Raw genomic sequence first — 17,943 nt, forward strand, 5'->3', positions numbered from 1 at the left:
TCCCTTCTTATTGATCAGCGTTAAAAACTTTATAATTCCAAATTACTTTTTAAAAGTATTGATAAAAATCGTTTGATCTGCGGGTGTCGCAAATGCTCGTTTAGGCACAATCACCACAGTACGATTTTTTAATTCGATCATATAGGTAAGCTTGCCTTCTGCAAATTTATCTACATCTGAATAATGATGAACTTGCTTTGGGCGGCCACTACTGAATAATTCCATATAGTCTTGAAATAATTCAATACCTTGTTCGCTTTTACCAAATTGATATTTAACGAATTGGCGTTTAAACATCATCGGTAAAAACCAATACCGCATCAGCATTTGCAGAATTAAGAAAAAAGCACCTAAGCAAACATAATATTTACCCACACCCTCTAAACCGAGGTAAATCCCCCAAACCATGATTCCGATGCTGACCAAAGGCGTGAGAAATTGGCTAATTTGCTTTTTACCAAAAGTTGCCAGTTTAAAACCGTCTTGAGATTCTTCTAAATTAAGATAATAACGTGCAGATAATGCAGGCTGGGTGTCTGACATAGTTGCTTCAATACAAATATTTTACGATGCCAAGATATTACACTAGATTTTTCCAGCGAGATGCGGATTTTCATCTTGTTTTACAGAACACCTCTATTTTTTAAAAGTGAATCCTTTTAGGGTCTTTCATACAAATGGTTTTTATAAAAACAAAAGATTGCCGCTTATCAAGGCACAAAAGGAATTGTGATGAAAGCTTTTTATTTAAATATCAGTCTCGTGCTCTTAATCGGTATCAGTCAAATCAGTTTCGCGAAATTGGTCACTTGGAGCGATAATATTCCCAGTGCGTTAAAACCATTTGACAATAATGCCCAGCAAATCGCGGCAATTGCACAAGACAATATTTTAATTTATGCCCATCCAGCGACCAAGACGTCGCTACCAACATTCAGCAAACAGCCCCAACCTATAGCTAAATTTTCAACAGCAGCCATTGTTGTGCCTGTAAGTAGCCAAGAAGTGGCTAAAACCTTAAGCCATTACACGCAATATGTTGGGTTATTCCCGACTTTAAAATCAGCAAAAGTCATCGAAACAGCAGGACCTGTCAGTCAATTGAAATATCGTATTTCTATCCCGACACCGATACCTGTATTGAATTTTAATGAAGATGTGGTGATGCAGCATCAAATTGGACAAAATAGCATTTCAACCATGGTGATTGATGGTCCAATTCCTTATGCATTAGGAAAATTTGAATGGTTCAATTTAGCTGACAACAAAACCTTAGTCACCCTGACACAATGGGGCGATTTAAACCAACCGCAGGGTTTCCTATTTAAGAAAATTTTAAATGCTTTCCCTGAAGTAAAACTGGCAATTCCAAATGGTTCGAGCGCCTTTGTTTTAGAAGCACTCAAAAATAAATATACGGCTAAAAAAGTGACGGCATTAAATGCAGGGCAGCTACCTAGCCCACAATTAAATACAGCTCAAATCAATAAAATTGTTCAGGTCAGTGCCAACGCGCAACAGCCCGTCAGTATTGTACTTAATCCTGTCACTGTACCTTATACCCATGGTCGTGAAGTTTTACGTTTTACCACAAGCTATCAATATTTAAATGCCACCCCGCAACAATTACAACGTTGGACACAACCCTTATCCTATAAAGAAATTTTTCCAAAACAAATCAAAAGCATTAAAACCACAGCGATCAACACACAAGGACAAGATGCAGACTTTAAAGTCAGTGTCGGATTGGGGGTTATTAGTATTCCTTTTGATTTTAAAATGCGTTTTAGCTATCCCAAAGCCACCGAAAATAACTTCTATGCCAATGGCGGTGATTTACGTTATCTCAAAGGTCAAATTCAATTTTTACCCCAAGGCAATAACACCTTACTCAAAATGACCACCACCATCAAAATTGATGAAAAAGCACCATTCCTACTCAAAGCAGCACGCAGTTTACCCTACCATGAAATGTTACCTGCGCTGGGTGCAAATGCAATTTTTGCTCAAAAAGTAAAGTAGTGCTGATTGAACTTTTAAAACTCAATTAATCAGCCAGATGTTTAATTGTTGTACCAATATTAAATAGGAAATATAACGGGATTGCGACCAGATCACCGACTAAAGTGACTGGGGTTAAGGCGATTTTCTGCAACAATGTTTTAGAATGTAGTGAGTATTTGGTTTTTCCTTGTGTATACATTTCAATCGTATAATTTTGACTAAAGTTCTGAAATTTCATATTTTTAATTTCAGCATTTAAGCCCACAACACGCCCAACCAATCCAATTTTTCTTTGATAAAATTCAGAGTTTTCCTGACCATACTCGTACTGACTCAGTCCAAGTCGAGATAACTTATTTTCTTCCTGTCGAGTTAAATTGTTTTTTGCATAATACAGTTCAATATCACCGCTAAATTGAGCTGCTTGTGGATTTTTTTGATCATCGCTTTCAGGCATTAAAGACAAGCTAAAATGCTTGTCACTCGGACGGACAGGTTTGATCCGCCAATACTTGGGGTCTAAATCAGATTGAATGGTCTCTAAAATTTCCTTATTTCCAATATCAATCATATACGCATATTTTTGCCCAACCACGATTAAGGAGCGATCTACATTGTTTCTATCATGGCTATTTTTTGAGGAAGCATTTTCTTTTAAATAGGCAAAACCGACAATTTGATCCTGATCTACAATCACACGATCTGCATGGGTTGAAACCACTTTACCCGTCGCCAACCTGCCAGAGTCACTGTTATTCCACAGAATGGCGGTACATCCGATCATTTGACTGATGACCAGCACGATAAACAATGAGAAATATTTATGCATGAATGATTGGCCTTATTTTTATTATCTCGCTCATTGTGCCATTTTTTAGGCACAAAAAAACCGCAATAAAGCGGTTTTTTTTAAATATTTTATCAAGTTGGTGCGCTCAGAGAGATTCGAACTCCCGACCCCTTAGTTCGTAGCCAAGTGCTCTATCCAGCTGAGCTATGAGCGCGACGTCTTGATGGGACGCATTATACGCCTTTTCATTTTTTTGTTAAGGATTATTTCAATAGTTAAACACCAAGTGTTTAGTATTTGGGCTATTTATCTTTAAATCGACAAAAAAACCTAGGATTTATGCATTTATTCACTGCTTGCATGCTGTTTCATTTGAAATTGAATTAAATATTTTTCAGTAAGCAACCAAAATAAATAGCCAACTACACTCAATAATATTCCAGCCGTACACACGGCATACCATCCCCAATGACCATAGAGTGTTGTTGCCAGTAATGATCCCACAGCACTGCCCAATGCATAAAACAACATATAAGCACCGACCAATCGCCCATGTAATCGAATATCCGCTTGGAAGATCAGACTTTGATTAATCACATGAACTGATTGAATAGCCACATCCAATAAAATAATCGCTAAAATAAAAATCCAAATTGAAAAATATAAGCAGGTTAAAATGACCCAAGCTCCGATCAGTAATAGAAACGCATATTGTGTAACACGCTGCGCATAGCCTCGATCAGCCAACCCACCAACACGGATTGCCATAACCGCACCAATAGCACCAATGATGCCTAAAAAACCAATCAAGCTATGTGAATATTCAAAAGGCTGAACAGATAAAGGAAATACCAGAGCATTCCAAAACAGATTTAAATTGACGAAAATGATGAAAGCAAGTACGCCTCTAATCTGTAACACTCTATTTTTAAACAATTGTTCAAACAATGAAAAGATTATCTGGGAATAAGTGAATTGCTGAGTAGGATCTTTTTCGATGCGGATAACAGCTAAGTATTTCCATAAAAACACACTGATCATACTCATACATAATACTGAGAATATATATACCCCTTGCCATCCAAACCAATCGGCTAAACTACCAGACAGTACCCGAGATAAAAGTATACCAATCAACACACCTGCTTGGACTGTACCCACGATTTTGCCGCGTTCATCAGCAGTTGCCAAAACCGATGCATAAACTATTAAGCCTTGGGTCATCGCTGTGCCCAACATGCCCACAATCAGCATACTCAATAACAACGTGAAAATATGATCTGAAAAAACCAACGAGATTAAAGCGAGGCATAAAATGATGGACTGAAACAACATCAAAGATTTGCGTGGTAATAAATCGCCTAAAGGCACAATAAAAATTAATGCAATGATTGATCCCACTTGAGTCAATGAAACAACTAACCCCACCCACGAATAATCTAATTTAAAATCTTGGGCAATCAAATCCAGCAATGGCTGTGCATAATAAACATTTGCAACACTCAATCCAGCAGCACACGCCAACAGCATCACCAAGGCTGGAGAAAGATGGGATTGCTGTTGCTCTCTTGTTTTATTGCGCTGATGATAATTTGTTTTGTTCATTTTGCACCAATCTGGTTTTAATTTGCAACCAGATTAAATTACGCAATCTTGTTTTAAATTACAACTAGATTTATAGTCTATTTTTAAGATGAAAGATGGAACAGCTGATGAATCAAGACAGATATGAAGCTTGCCCAGTTGCACGGTCAGTGCAACTGATTGGAGATCGTTGGGCTTTATTGATCATTCGCGAAGCTTTTGATGGAGTGAAACGATTTAGTGATTTTCAAAAAAATTTAAATGTCGCCAAAAATATTTTATCTGATCGTTTGGCTAAACTTATTGATGCTCAAATTCTAAAGAACCAACCTGCTTCTAATGGCTCAGCCTATTTGGAATATGTGCTCACTGAACAAGGTTATGCACTGTTCCCGATCATCGTGGCATTACGTCAATGGGGTGAGCAATTTTTATTTGCTGAGGATCAACCACATTCTATTTTACTCGAGAAAAATACAGGTGATGAATTGGCACTTATGCAACCTATGACAAAAAAAGGAAAACATCTACTTGCACAAGAGACCTTTGTGAAAAAGATCAATTAAATGCAAATTATGTTTTCCCAGTTAAAGTCGATGATATTTTTTAAAGAGCAAACTTAAGTTTTAAGGGTTTTACTCAACCAATAAATCTTTTGGATTAATGCTATCACCGTAGACAGGTTTTAACGTCTTTTCATAGGCTTGCTGGATAACCCCTGCTTTAGATAATTTTTCTAAGTCTTGATTCAACCAATCCAATAATTCTTTATCGCCTTTTTTGACTGCAGGTGCAATTAAATCATGCTGACCTAAGCTGGTAATACCCACGGTATAATTTGGGTTCTCTTTTGCCCAAGCCAGTACCAATAAATTGTCATGTGCCAAAGCCACACCACGTCCATCTTTCAGCGCATCAAAGGTCTCTGTATTCTGCTCGTACTTTTGTAATTTAATTTCAGGATGTGATTTGCTAAAGAATGAGTCTGCTGTCGTGCCTTTATTGACCAATAAAGTCTGGTCTTTAAGCTGTGCAATATCTGTAATCGGCTTAGCTTTAGGTGATACAACGCCCAAAGAAACCTTTAAATAAGGCTTGGCAAAATCAACAACTTCCTTGCGTTCAGGTGTCACGGTGAAATTAGCAAAAATAATATCCACCTTATTGGCTTTAAGGTACTCCACACGATTGGCAGCTTCCGTTAAAACAAATTGAACTTTGTTTTCATCTCCCAATAGGTCTTTGGCAACATGCTTGGCAATTTCCACATCAAACCCCTGGTTTTTACCTTGTGCATCCAAGTAACCAAAAGGCGGTTTATCACTAAACACCCCGATACGAACCACACCATTTTTCTTAATTTGCTCAATACTTGAGCTGGTTTTTTCAGGTTCAGCAGCTTTTTCAGTTGTTGACGCGTTTTTATTACACGCCGCTAACCCTAAGCTAAGCACTGAGGCCGCAAGTAGATGAGTCAGCTGTTTTATTGATATATTCATTTAATTTTCCTCTGATCTATTTTCATATTTAAACAATGATTTCTTTTCGTATTTAAACGCTTTGATGCAATTTTTATTTCGGTGTCACATCCAAAAAGACTTGAGCATCCACAGTTCCACCGTAAACAGGCTTTAAGGTCTGATCATAAATCTTCTGAATTTCACCTGTTTTTTGTAAGCTTGAAATTTCAGTATTGAGCCAATTTAGAAGTTGGCTATTGCCCTTTTTCACTGCAGGTGCAATAAAGTCTTGATTACCAATTTGTTGAATTCCCGCCGTAAATGTTGGATTCTCAGCTGCCCATGCCAAGGCATAAGTACTGTCTTGAGAAATTGCATCACCACGACCATCTTTCAATGCATTAAAGGCATCAGTATTTTGTTCAAACTTTAATAAATTAATTTTTGGGTAATTCTTAGTGAAATAAATATCTGATGTCGAGCCTTTATTGACGATCAAGGTTTTGCCTTCAAGCTGCTGAATATCTGTAATCGTATTGGCTTTAGGCGATACGATGCCTAAAGCAGCCTTTAAATACGGTTGAGCAAAATCAACCACTTGTTTACGTTCAGGAGTGACTGAAAAGCTGGCAAATACCGCATCTGCTTTACCCGATTTTAAAAACTCCACTCGGTTAGCAGCCTCAGTCACCACAAATTCAACTTTATTTTCATCCCCAAGCAAATCTTTGGTCACTCTTTTTGCTAAAGCGATATCAAAACCTTGTGGTTTACCTGCACTGTCCACATAACCAAATGGTGGATTATCTGCAAAAACAGCCACACGAAACACGCCCTGCTTTTTAATCTGATCTAAAGATTGATCATTCTGGGCATTTTTCTCCGCTGATGCATTTGGTTCAGTTGACTGACTACATGCGCTCAATATTCCCATACATAAGGCCACACTCAATGTTCGAACAACGTTGGAAATATTAAAAAAATTCGATGGTTGAGTTAAATAAGATAAAGCCATACATCCTCATTTTTATAGATCATTATATGTTGCTATTAGGGTGAATATTGATGTCTAAATTACCGTTAGTAATTCAACATATTTAAAAAGGCTTTTGCCCGTTCAGTCTGTGGATGCTCAAAAAATTGTTCAGGTGTGGCTTGCTCAATAATTTTGCCTTTATCCATAAAAATAATTCGGTCTGCGACTTTTCTGGCAAAAGACATTTCATGAGTCACGATCAACATGGTCATTCCTTCATGTGCAAGTTTTAAAACCACATCTAATACTTCACGGACCATTTCAGGGTCTAAAGCAGCGGTGATTTCATCTAGCAGAATCACTTGAGGCTGCATCACCAATGAACGCACAATTGCGATACGTTGCTTTTGCCCACCCGATAACTGTCGCGGATAATCTCGCTTACGATCGTATAAACCGACACGTTTCAATAATTCGTCTGCGACTTTCTCAGCTTCAGCTCTTGTTCGTTTTTGAACTTTTAAAGGGCCTAATAAAATGTTATCAATCACATTCATATGCCCAAAAAGTTCATAGTTTTGAAACACCATGCCAATTTTTTGACGTACATCCACCCACGCTAAATCTTTGCCCAATACACCTGAGCCAGCTAAATTGATTGTGCCACCCTGAATTTTTTCCAAGCCATTGATACAACGTAACAATGTGCTTTTCCCACATCCCGATGGACCAAGGATCACCACAACTTCACCCTGTTTTACGTCCAAATCTATGCCTTGTAAAATATGACTTTCTGCAAATGATTTCTGTAAATGTTGTATAGATAACAAAGTCATGATTACTCCCAAACTTTTTCTAAATGCGTCGCTAAACGGGATAAGGGATAGCAAATGATGAAATATAAAAGAAAGATCAAACCATAAATCCAAAGAGATGCATTCGGAACAATTAACAGCGAATTTTCAATAATTTGCTGTCCAACTTTAATCACTTCGACCACACCAATCAGCACTGCCAAGGAGCTGGTTTTAATCATACGCGTGAATAAATTGATTGCGCCCGGTGTGACTCTTTTTAAACTCTGCGGGAAAATCACATAGCCCAAAGTTTGGATAGGACTCAGGCCAAGTGCATGTGCAGAATCGCGTTGATGTTGATCTATCGATGTGATGGCAGCACGGACTAAATCGCCCATTTCAGCAGTCCCCCACAATACAAAAACCACAATACATACCAGTACCGCTGAGAGCTGCCAGTTAAACCATGTTGCAAAGCCAAAATAGAAAACAAACAATAAAACCAGAATTGGAATAATCCGAATCGCTTCTAAATACAGTCGACACAAACTTTTAATCAGTAAATTTTTCGACGTCATAATGACACCGAAAATCGTGCCAAAAATTGCTGAAAAAAATACTGATATAAAGGCAATTTTTGCAGTAACCCACAGCCCTTCCAGTAATCGTGCAAGGTGGCTAGGTTGAAACAAATAATCAAATTCCATGGCTCACCTTCCGACTGCGGTATTCCAGATAACTGGTGAGAATAGACACAGGCAATAAAATAATCAGATAAGACATGATCAAGAGAAACAATGCTTCTGTGGTTTTATAATCCATACCAATTAAGTCTTTGGTGACAAACAATAGTTCCACCACTGCGATGGCACTCACCACAGAACTTTCTTTAATCAGAAATAAACAATTTGCACCAATTGCAGGAATTGAAATTGCTAGAGCTTGAGGGAAGATCACATATTGAAAAACTTGCAGTGGATTCAGTCCAATACTTTCACCCGAATCAATTTGCCCTTTGGCCACAGCTTGTAAACCCGCACGAAAGGCTTCAGCCATATAGCTTCCACCTAGAAAAGTTAGACCAATGACCCCACAGCTAAATCCATCAATTTTAATCCCCAGTTTTGGTAAACCGTAATAGAGAAAAAATAACTGAATCAATAAGGGCGTATTGCGTGATAATTCAATGTAAATTTTGGCAATTTTGTCAAAGACCCGTACCCGATAGGTAATGAGAATACTGCAAATTAAACCAACCAATATTGCGAGAATAATACTGATGACTGAGATTTTGAGTGTGGTCACCATTGCCGAAGCAAACTGTGGCATCACACTGTAGATATATTGCCAATTCAAAGAAATCGTCCAAAATAATTATTTTATTGTTACGCTCTAAAGCAGAAAAAATGATTTGGAACTATCTTACAGTGAGAATTTTTTCTAAATAAATATGATTATCAGATAAGCTTTTCTATAAAAATAATGCTGGATAATGCTTACTTTTTGCGATGAAAAAATAAGCGAAGTTAAAATTGAACAATCATCGACCCGAAGCAATTATTCGGCATTCACCACGTCTAACAATTCCATACATTCAGCACAGAAGATGACAGATTCATTTTCTAAACTTTGGATTTGCAGTTCATAGACAAAACCTGTCAGCGTGCGATTACAGCCATCACACTGTTGCAGGTTGAAATGACAAATAAAATCAACATGCTGGTAAATATAATATCCATCTGTATATTTCTTCATGTTCTTCTTTCTAAAGCTTCGGTTATTTTATTATTTTAAAGTTTTTAGCTCTAGAATAGATGTTGCAATCCTTACTCTGCGACAAGAATAGACGTGCAAAAAATAATAAAATTCATTTTATTTAAATTCCACATCAATCAATCCTGTACTATTATTTCATAAATATTCCTATAAAAATTCAGATGATAAAAGGAAACAATGGGACATTACTCAACGCTTTGGATTTCATCCGATCTCGATAGAACCACGGGTGAAATGGATGAAAATGAAACCTATCAAGAAGTTAAATACTCGATTCCATTATTTTGGTTGGCCTTATTTAAAGTTGAAGACATTACCACTCTTCAAGATGAAGATGGCTTAAGCTATTACGTCTTTCGGACAACGATCTTAAAAAGCTGTGAAACGTTTAAATCCAGACTCAATATATGGTCAGCACTCTATAATGATGAAAAAGTAGCAATTTTAGCGCAATCATTTTTACAATATTTGCAACGTACTCCAACATTTTCAGTCGAGCTTAATATTACCGATATTATGGCAATGATGATTGATCCATTTAGCCTAGAAGCTAACAATGAAATGGTGAATATGATCCATTTCATCGAAGAAAAACATCGAGATCCCAAAAGTCCATCACCATCCAAATATTGGCTGCCAAAATCTTTTGAACTTAAAACACCCCAAAATCGATATTTAGATATCGATGGTTTTGGAGAGTCTTTACTGCCCTGTTTTGAGGTGGATAGATGGTTAAATAATCATGAAAAGACACAACAGCCTGTTAAAAATAAACTCAATGCGTCTTTTGATGAGATCCATTTTTATCGAATGCTGCTGTCCAAAGCTGAAATCTCGCCAAATAGTTCATTCGGTTTTAAACATCGGTTTTTATTTCTGACGCGAATTAAAAATAAGGCATTACGCAAATGGCTCTTTCAAGTATTCTTCTTTAATGAAATGCTATTTTTCTGTTTATTGTGGCTTAGTCTAAGTTTAATCAGCATCTTTTTTCTTTTTAAAATTAAAACTTTTTCCTATTTAGAGATCACTGGCATTATTATTGGGCTTATTGCATTTAGCTATTTTATTTTTCGAAAAATAGCCAAGAGAATCAAGATATTCAAAGACTCAAATTAAAATCAATTTTGCCTGAGCAATTTACTATAGAACTCGCACTTATCAACTTAAACTGATCAAATAACGACTATGCTTAAAGATACTGAAAATTTTTTGGGAAAGATTGGAACTACACTTGCCTTCTCTGGATTTTTCTTCATCATAATTACCAACAACCATCAATTTTTTTATCAAAATCTTAGGAATATTATTGCATTACAAAATTTAAAATGGAAAGCCATTCATATCGATGTTGGAAATGACTTAAGCTATAATATTGTTAACTATCGTAATAATACTTCTTCTTTAGCAATTACTCTAAATTCAACCACCATCACCGAGGAACCATGCGCAGATTACATCTCAACATTTTGTACAAAAGTAAAAGACGACTTATACACACCAAACAGTTTTAGCTTTTATGCCAGTTATGATCCAAATGATCAGCCCATTTTCTTCTACCATTACATATTAAAAGACATTCACTTTACAAACGATAAAAATGAGCAGCAAACTTTACCTTACTTAGAAGAAATGCCAAACAGTCAAGCTAACATTCTAAAAGCTAAAAGCCATTTATTAAATTCAATAATATATACAGGCATCGGTTACTTTATTTTAGTTTTTACTTTATGGGCTGTTTTCAAACACATTGCCCTCAGATATAAAAAGATAACTCAGTTTTTGGCCACTGTATTAACAGCCACTTTAATCATTCACTTTGTACATTTTATTATTCAATTTATGATTAGTATCTAAACTCCAGACACAAAAAAACCGCAATGTATGCGGTTAATTCTTCAAGTTGGTGCGCTCAGAGAGATTCGAACTCCCGACCCCTTAGTTCGTAGCCAAGTGCTCTATCCAGCTGAGCTATGAGCGCAATACTTGTGTTGCCAAAAGGCATTCGTTACATCATGATTAACTTATTGGTGCGCTCAGAGAGATTCGAACTCCCGACCCCTTAGTTCGTAGCCAAGTGCTCTATCCAGCTGAGCTATGAGCGCGTCATAAGTAATCGTTGGCGGTGAGAGAGGGATTCGAACCCTCGATACAGTTACCCGTATGCATCCTTAGCAGGGATGTGGTTTCAGCCACTCACCCATCTCACCGTAACGAGCCGCCATAATACAAACTAAAACCCGATTCGGCAAGTGATGACATTAAAAAAAATAGAGAAATTTACTCAATTAAATACTTTTTAAGCGATTTTCATCATTTTGTTGTTTTTTTATGCTGTAAAATAATCACAATCTACAAATACCAAGAAAAATTCTCTAAAAACTAAATTAAAAACACAATATTGCAATCAATTACGTGCAGTATTCCACTGTATGTCTTATGCTAATCCTATCTTCTGACTAGAAACCAAATACATCATGAAAAATTGGGTCGATCCTGAAGCCAAAGCTGAAGCTGAGCGTTACGACAATCCCATTCCAAGTCGTACCCTTATCCTAGAAATCATTGAACGAAAACAAGAAGCATTGTCACATGCAGATCTTGTTGAACTGCTTGAAATTGTCGATCAAAAAAGTATAGATGCGCTCAGCCATCGTTTAAGTGCAATGGTGCGTGATGGTCAGTTGATGAAAGATGGTTTTAAATATCAGCTGATGGCAGATCAACCTACCCTAGACGCTACTGTTTATGTCAACGCTAAAGGTTTAGGCGTTGCAAGCTTAGATGGGAAGAAAGATGAATTCCTTCTGCCTGAGCGCGAATTACGTCAAGTCTTCCATGGTGACCGCGTTAAAGTCCAACAAACTTCTGTAGACCGTAAAGGTAAAGCTTGGGGCTATATTACTGAAGTGACTCAACGTCGAGTTAAACAACTGATCGGTAAAGTTGCAGAATTTGAAGGTGAATACTTTATTCAACCTGCACCGCCCAATGCACATCAACCCATAACTTTAGAAAAAGAACTGATTGAACATGCCAAAGCCAAAGTCGGCGATGCATTACGTGTTGAAATTGATGACTATCCAACACGAGATGAATTTGCGACAGGTCATGTGATTCAATCAATGGCGGATAAAGCTGATACTGAAATCATTATCCCACAAACCATTTTAGAATATGGTTTACCTTATGAGTTCCCAGAAGAAGTCATCAAAGAAGCTGAAGCATTTAAAGAACCTTCTGCAAAAGATCGTCAAGGCCGTATAGATTTACGAGATTTGCCTTTAGTCACCATTGATGGTGAAGATGCACGTGACTTCGATGATGCAGTCTATGCGGAAAAACGTCCTGGTGGTGGCTATCGTGTCGTTGTCGCGATTGCAGATGTCAGTCATTATGTCCGTGTTGGTAAACCTTTAGATGATGAAGCGCAAGAACGTGGTACATCAGTGTATTTCCCACACTATGTATTACCAATGTTGCCTGAAGCACTTTCAAATGGCTTATGTTCTTTAAATCCACATGTTGACCGTTTATGTATGGTGTGTGATTTAAATTTAAGTCGTGCTGGTAAAGTGACTAAATTTGAATTTTATCCGTCAGTGATGCATTCAAAAGCACGTTTAACCTATACCCAAGTTGCACAATATTTGGATGGCGACAGCAATGCAATTCCTGAAGATCGTGATGTCCGTAAGTCAGTCAATACGCTCTACCAATTGTATGAAACTTTAAAAGGTTTACGTGCACAACGTCATGCAATGGAATTTGAAACCGTTGAAACCTACATGACTTTTGATGAATTGGGTGGAATTAAAGAAATTTTACCGCGTTCACGTAATGTTGCGCATAAGCTTATTGAAGAATGTATGTTGCTTGCTAACGTTGCAGCAGCGGAATATTGCTTAAAAAATGAAGTTCCAATGTTGTACCGTGTGCATGAAGCACCAGAGTTTTCACGCATTCAAAAAGTAAAAGACTTTGTGAAATTATTGGGCTTTAAATTCCCTGACCAACCGACACAAGCCGATTATCAAACGGTGATTGAAACAACCAAAGATCGTATTGATGCACCGAGTATTCATGCGGTGTTATTACGTTCAATGATGCAAGCCTACTATGGTCCAAAAAATGTGGGGCACTATGGCTTGGCTTATGAAGCATATACCCATTTCACTTCACCAATTCGTCGCTACCCTGACCTGCTATTACATCGTGCGATTAAAGCCAGTTTAACCAACAAAAAGTATCCACTTTCAGGTGCGGCGTTAGAAGATGCAGGTGAACATTTCTCTGCAACTGAACGTCGTGCAGATGAAGCCTCGCGTTCGGTTACTTCATGGCTGAAATGTCACTATATGCAGCAACATTTAGGCGAAGAATTTGTTGGTGTGATCAGTGCAACCGCTGAATTTGGTTTATTTGTAACCCTAAAAGACTTATATGTGGACGGTATGATTCACGTGAGTCAATTGGGCGATGACTACTTTGTTTATGACCAAGTTAGTCAAAATTTAGTCGGTCAAAATCGTGGTCAAGCCTTTGGCTTGGGTGACGAAGTCAAGATCAAAGTTGCTGGGGTTAACCTAGAAGAACGTAAGATTGATTTTGAATTGTTACAACAACTGTCGCATGCGGGCCGTGTAATCCGTAGTCGTGCACCACGTGTTGCAAAACCCGTTGCCAAAGAAGAAGTTTTTTCTGAACGTCCTGTCAAAGTTAAATCTGAATCTGACAGTGGGAATGCCAGCGAAGATGGGGAACGTCCCATTCGAAAGAAAAAGCCCAAAGGAAAACCCAGCTCTTACAATAAAAAACCTGGAAAAAGTGCTGCAACTCAGCCTGAAACAAAGGCTAAAGATAAAGTGAAGAAAAAGGCTAAAGCAAAAAAGAAAAAGTCGAACGCAAAAGCAAAGACTGAGTAATTTTACTTACCACAAAATCAGAGAGCTTCGGCTCTCTTTTTTATCATTAAAATTTTAAATTTGAATACGTCTAAAAATACTTTTCTTGTACCCTCATATAGTCTTCCTTGTTTTATAATGCATCTATAGCGACTCAAATAACTCTAGAAATAACAGCATGAAAATTAAAAATATACTATCACTCTCAATACTGCTACTCAGCTGTGTAGCTTCTGCTGAAACCATCACCTTTAAAACCCAACCTATTCCCTCAAAATATACGAATTTTTCAGGAAATATTCCCTTTATCCAAAGCAAAGGTTTTGAAAAAATCAACCAACAGATCAAACACGAACTTTTGGCAGATGATGCTACACGTATCGACTTTAGTTCAGGAAAGATCTATCAGGATCAAAACTATTTAAGTGTTTATACCCATTTAGAAATTGAAGGCGGACGAAGCTATTTTCGTGAAAAGTATTACGTGATCGATTTAAAAAATAAACAGTTCGCAACATTGTCACAAATTCTACAAAAATATCAATTGTCCGCAGCACAAATCTCAAATGAAATTGCTCAGCAACTTGACCCATGTATTGAAAATAAAACAGCAACACTTTCTAAAACGTCTAATGACTGTGATAGCGCAGATCTGCAATACCTATACCGATACTATGCTGAAGATCGAAATTTTATTGCGCTAAAAAATGCAAATGGCTTTTATCTTAAAAAAGATATTTTAGGCATCAGTTTTGATGCGGGCGCATATTCTATCCCTTTTGAATACAACCTCAAAACCAAACAAGTCCATTAACATCTGTGTTAATTTTATTGTCACACCTTGATTTCCCCTGCCAGAAGCCCTACATCTATCTATAACTTAAGAAATGATTTGGCATAAAGCTCATGACACTAGAACAGGCAACGTTGCCAGTACCGCAATTTGATCAAATTAGTTTAGATCAACTCAAACAAAATATTGAAAAAGCCATCCAAGACGGTCAAAAATTTTTAAATGACTTGGTCCAAGTCCCTGAAAGCATTCAACAACAACTTGCAGTGATCGAAAATGTAGATTCACTTGAAAATAACATGAGTGAATCTTGGGGAATTTTGTCACACCTCAACGCAGTGATGAATAACACTGAAACGCGTGAAGTCTATCAAGCCTTATTACCAAGTCTAAGTGAATACTACACTCAGATCGGTCAACACGTTGCCTTATTCCAAACTTATCAAAATGTTTATGATCATACGATTTTTAGCGACTTGCCAACGGCGCAACAAAGTGCAATTAAGCTGGCTTTACGTGATTTTAAACTTTCAGGTGTTGCCCTCGAAGGTGAAGCTAAAAAACGCTATGCAGAAATTTCAGCACGATTATCCCAATTGTCTTCTGATTTTTCTAATCATGTTTTGGATTCAACCCAAGCCTATAACAAAACTTTAACCACGGATCAGCTTAAAGGTCTACCACAAGGCAGTATTGAATTACTCAAACAATACGGTCAACAACGCGAACTAGATCAGCCTGTTGCTACCTTAGATATTCCATCTTATTTGGCCATCATGACCTATGCAGAAGATCGTGCGCTCCGTGAAGAAATCTATCACGCTTATGTTACACGCGCCTCAGATCAAGCCAGCGATACGCAATTTGACAATGCACCCGTGATGGTTGAAATCCTCAGCTTACGTCAGGAAATGGCCAAGCTTTTAGGTTTTGACAATTTTGCAGAATACTCACTTGCTTCAAAAATGGCACCCGATGTGGCCACTGTTGATCAATTTCTGGTTGATTTAGCAGAACATGCACGTATACCTGCATTAAAAGAAATTCAAGAACTCAAAGCCATTGCCAAACAAGATGGCATAGATGAGCTAAAACCTTGGGACAGCAGTTATTATTCTGAAAAACTAAAAGTTCAACAGTTCAACCTTTCTCAGGAAGATTTAAAACCATACTTCCCTGCGCCTAAAGTGATTCAAGGCTTATTTAATGTGGTCAATCGTTTATATGGGATTCAAGTCATTGAACGCCAAGCACCACTTTGGCATGCAGATGCCCATTATTATGAGCTAGAAGACCAAGGCACTGTGATTGGTGGTTTTTACTTTGATCTCTATGCACGTAACGGTAAACGTGGTGGTGCATGGATGAGTGGTTTCCGCTCGCGTATGCAAACCGAAACGGGGTTACAAAAACCTATCTGTTATATGGTTGGGAACTTTACCCCACCTGTCGGTGATCAGCCTGCCCTATTAACGCATGATGAAGTGAATACCTTATTTCATGAGTTTGGTCATGGCTTACACCATATGTTGACCGAAGTAGACAATATTGCAGTTGCTGGAACACACGGCGTTGCATGGGATGCCGTGGAGTTACCTAGCCAGTTTATGGAATTTTGGACATGGGATACGGAAAGCTTGGCTTTAATCAGTGAACATATTGAATCTAAAGACTCACTTCCTGAGCATCTTTTAAAAGCCTTACTCAATGCTCGTTTCTTCCAGTCAGGTATGCAAACTTTACGACAAATTGAGTTTGCACTGTTCGATTTAACCATTCATAAACTTACACCGGCACTAAATGCTGAACAAATCCAAGCAACTTTAGATGATATTCGCCAGAAGTATGCCGTTTTAGCAACAGCACCTTATAACCGCTTCCAAAATGGTTTTAGCCATATTTTTGCGGGCGGTTATGCTGCTGGTTATTATTCTTATAAATGGGCAGAAGTTTTAGCAAGTGATGCTTTTGACCGCTTTGAAAATGAAGGTGTGTTTAATACCCAAACTGGACAAGAGTTCCGTAAGGCAATCCTTGCAGTTGGCGGAAAAGATACAGCACTTGATGCATTTATCAATTTCCGTGGTCGTGAACCTAAAATAGATGCATTATTACGTCATCAAGGTTGGACGAATAGCTAAAAAAACGCTTAAACTAGCGGTCAAAATTGTTTAAAGTGTGGTGGGTGTATGAATATTAGACGTCGTTTCATTGCTGGTGCAAAATGTCCAAAATGTGAAGCGATGGATCGTATTGTTATGCTCACCCAAGGCGATGCTGAATGGATTGAATGCATCGAGTGTGGATATTCTGAAAATCGCCCTACCCATGTAGATGCGCCTGAAGAACCTGCTATACCTGATGAAATTGGGGTCATTCAATTCAAGCCTCGCTCTTCAAAATAGATCGGACCGAATAAAATGCATATAGAACAAAGAAACAATTCAAAATTAATGTGGATTATTGCAGGCGGGTTGGGGGCAGTTATCGTTTTAATTGCTATTTTTTTCTGGTTGAATAACACCTCTGAAAGCACCCAAATCAATGAGCAATTGAATCAGACTACACCTGCTGCGAAGAAAGTGGAAGCGGCAGCAACGCCTGTTGAACAAAGTACAGCCTCAGAGACTGCCAATGTAGAGTTGGTCAAAGCATCCATTTTAAAAGATAAAATTCCTGAAAATGCCAGTTTAGCGAAAGAAGAAGTGGCTAAACTAGAAGACATCCAAAAACAACTTGATGATCAGCAACAAAACCTCAAATCACAACATGCTGATGCGGATCAATTGATTAAACTTAAGGAAGAGCAAATCAAGCTACTTCAACAGCAAATGGCGGCACAAAATCAATAATTTTTGA

General features: G+C 37.8%; 18 protein-coding genes and 4 tRNA genes. 9 read left to right on the forward strand and 13 right to left on the reverse strand.

The features are described from left to right. Positions 1-42 precede the first annotated feature (42 nt). Complete coding sequence (locus M2R48_RS18650) at positions 43-543, reverse strand: YcxB family protein (protein ID WP_004816919.1); 501 nt, start codon at positions 541-543, stop codon at positions 43-45. Between the two features lie 189 nt (positions 544-732). Between M2R48_RS18650 and M2R48_RS18655 the strand changes: the two genes are divergently transcribed. Continuing rightward, a complete protein-coding gene (locus M2R48_RS18655; RefSeq protein WP_262087106.1) occupies positions 733-2,022 on the forward strand; it encodes an SRPBCC family protein in 1,290 nt (429 codons plus the stop codon). A 25-nt stretch (positions 2,023-2,047) separates the two neighbouring features. On the opposite strand, the gene M2R48_RS18660 is transcribed toward M2R48_RS18655, so the two are convergent. The 3 genes from M2R48_RS18660 to M2R48_RS18670 all read right to left on the reverse strand — a co-directional run bounded on the left by M2R48_RS18660 (position 2,048) and on the right by M2R48_RS18670 (position 4,399). Next, the gene (locus tag M2R48_RS18660) at positions 2,048-2,833 is read right to left on the reverse strand and encodes a hypothetical protein (RefSeq protein ID WP_262087108.1); all 786 of its coding nucleotides are present in this window, start codon (positions 2,831-2,833) and stop codon (positions 2,048-2,050) included. 98 nt (positions 2,834-2,931) lie between these two features. Next, positions 2,932-3,008, reverse strand: a tRNA-Arg gene (locus M2R48_RS18665). Between the two features lie 131 nt (positions 3,009-3,139). Next, on the reverse strand, positions 3,140-4,399 hold the full coding sequence (locus M2R48_RS18670) for an MFS transporter (protein WP_262087109.1): 1,260 nt from the start codon (positions 4,397-4,399) through the stop codon (positions 3,140-3,142). 107 nt (positions 4,400-4,506) lie between these two features. Between M2R48_RS18670 and M2R48_RS18675 the strand changes: the two genes are divergently transcribed. Continuing rightward, positions 4,507-4,944, forward strand: coding sequence for a winged helix-turn-helix transcriptional regulator (locus M2R48_RS18675; RefSeq protein ID WP_004725772.1), 438 nt, complete (start codon positions 4,507-4,509; stop codon positions 4,942-4,944). Positions 4,945-5,013: 69 nt separating this feature from the next. On the opposite strand, the gene M2R48_RS18680 is transcribed toward M2R48_RS18675, so the two are convergent. The 6 genes from M2R48_RS18680 to M2R48_RS18705 all read right to left on the reverse strand — a co-directional run bounded on the left by M2R48_RS18680 (position 5,014) and on the right by M2R48_RS18705 (position 9,366). After that, entirely contained in the window at positions 5,014-5,877 is an 864-nt protein-coding gene (locus M2R48_RS18680; RefSeq protein WP_004725770.1) for a cysteine ABC transporter substrate-binding protein, read from the reverse strand. A 73-nt stretch (positions 5,878-5,950) separates the two neighbouring features. Beyond that, positions 5,951-6,772: a transporter substrate-binding domain-containing protein gene (locus tag M2R48_RS18685; RefSeq protein ID WP_262087536.1), complete on the reverse strand. Its 822-nt coding sequence runs from the start codon at positions 6,770-6,772 to the stop codon at positions 5,951-5,953. 146 nt (positions 6,773-6,918) lie between these two features. Then, the gene (locus tag M2R48_RS18690) at positions 6,919-7,650 is read right to left on the reverse strand and encodes an amino acid ABC transporter ATP-binding protein (RefSeq protein ID WP_004725765.1); all 732 of its coding nucleotides are present in this window, start codon (positions 7,648-7,650) and stop codon (positions 6,919-6,921) included. 2 nt (positions 7,651-7,652) lie between these two features. Then, positions 7,653-8,318 (reverse strand): amino acid ABC transporter permease, encoded by a 666-nt coding sequence (locus tag M2R48_RS18695; protein ID WP_262087110.1) that lies wholly within the window; start codon positions 8,316-8,318, stop codon positions 7,653-7,655. Continuing rightward, on the reverse strand, positions 8,308-8,967 hold the full coding sequence (locus M2R48_RS18700) for an amino acid ABC transporter permease (RefSeq protein WP_262087112.1): 660 nt from the start codon (positions 8,965-8,967) through the stop codon (positions 8,308-8,310). Before M2R48_RS18700 ends, M2R48_RS18695 begins: the two co-directional genes overlap by 11 nt. A gap of 201 nt (positions 8,968-9,168) precedes the next feature. Then, positions 9,169-9,366: a hypothetical protein gene (locus M2R48_RS18705; RefSeq protein ID WP_004816901.1), complete on the reverse strand. Its 198-nt coding sequence runs from the start codon at positions 9,364-9,366 to the stop codon at positions 9,169-9,171. A 198-nt stretch (positions 9,367-9,564) separates the two neighbouring features. Here M2R48_RS18705 and M2R48_RS18710 point away from each other — a divergent pair, with 198 nt between their 5' ends. After that, positions 9,565-10,506, forward strand: coding sequence for a hypothetical protein (locus M2R48_RS18710; RefSeq protein ID WP_262087114.1), 942 nt, complete (start codon positions 9,565-9,567; stop codon positions 10,504-10,506). A gap of 69 nt (positions 10,507-10,575) precedes the next feature. Further along, positions 10,576-11,244 (forward strand): hypothetical protein, encoded by a 669-nt coding sequence (locus M2R48_RS18715; RefSeq protein ID WP_262087116.1) that lies wholly within the window; start codon positions 10,576-10,578, stop codon positions 11,242-11,244. Positions 11,245-11,291: 47 nt separating this feature from the next. Here the strand turns inward: M2R48_RS18715 and M2R48_RS18720 are convergent. The 3 genes from M2R48_RS18720 to M2R48_RS18730 all read right to left on the reverse strand — a co-directional run bounded on the left by M2R48_RS18720 (position 11,292) and on the right by M2R48_RS18730 (position 11,597). Next, a tRNA-Arg gene (locus M2R48_RS18720) sits at positions 11,292-11,368 on the reverse strand. Between the two features lie 47 nt (positions 11,369-11,415). Further along, positions 11,416-11,492: transfer RNA gene (locus M2R48_RS18725), tRNA-Arg, on the reverse strand. A gap of 15 nt (positions 11,493-11,507) precedes the next feature. Continuing rightward, a tRNA-Ser gene (locus M2R48_RS18730) sits at positions 11,508-11,597 on the reverse strand. 264 nt (positions 11,598-11,861) lie between these two features. Between M2R48_RS18730 and rnr the strand changes: the two genes are divergently transcribed. The 5 genes from rnr (at position 11,862) to M2R48_RS18755 (ending at position 17,936) form a co-directional block, all read left to right on the forward strand. Further along, on the forward strand, positions 11,862-14,312 hold the full coding sequence (gene rnr, locus M2R48_RS18735) for a ribonuclease R (RefSeq protein ID WP_262087537.1): 2,451 nt from the start codon (positions 11,862-11,864) through the stop codon (positions 14,310-14,312). 157 nt (positions 14,313-14,469) lie between these two features. Continuing rightward, entirely contained in the window at positions 14,470-15,105 is a 636-nt protein-coding gene (locus tag M2R48_RS18740) for a hypothetical protein (protein ID WP_262087118.1), read from the forward strand. Positions 15,106-15,197: 92 nt separating this feature from the next. Beyond that, positions 15,198-17,225: a M3 family metallopeptidase gene (locus tag M2R48_RS18745; protein ID WP_262087119.1), complete on the forward strand. Its 2,028-nt coding sequence runs from the start codon at positions 15,198-15,200 to the stop codon at positions 17,223-17,225. A 54-nt stretch (positions 17,226-17,279) separates the two neighbouring features. Further along, complete coding sequence (locus M2R48_RS18750) at positions 17,280-17,489, forward strand: YheV family putative zinc ribbon protein (RefSeq protein ID WP_171066870.1); 210 nt, start codon at positions 17,280-17,282, stop codon at positions 17,487-17,489. A 15-nt stretch (positions 17,490-17,504) separates the two neighbouring features. Next, complete coding sequence (locus M2R48_RS18755; RefSeq protein ID WP_262087120.1) at positions 17,505-17,936, forward strand: hypothetical protein; 432 nt, start codon at positions 17,505-17,507, stop codon at positions 17,934-17,936. Positions 17,937-17,943 lie beyond the last annotated feature (7 nt).

This window comes from Acinetobacter sp. I-MWF (genome assembly GCF_025433935.1).
Classification (GTDB): Bacteria; Pseudomonadota; Gammaproteobacteria; order Pseudomonadales; family Moraxellaceae; genus Acinetobacter; species Acinetobacter guillouiae.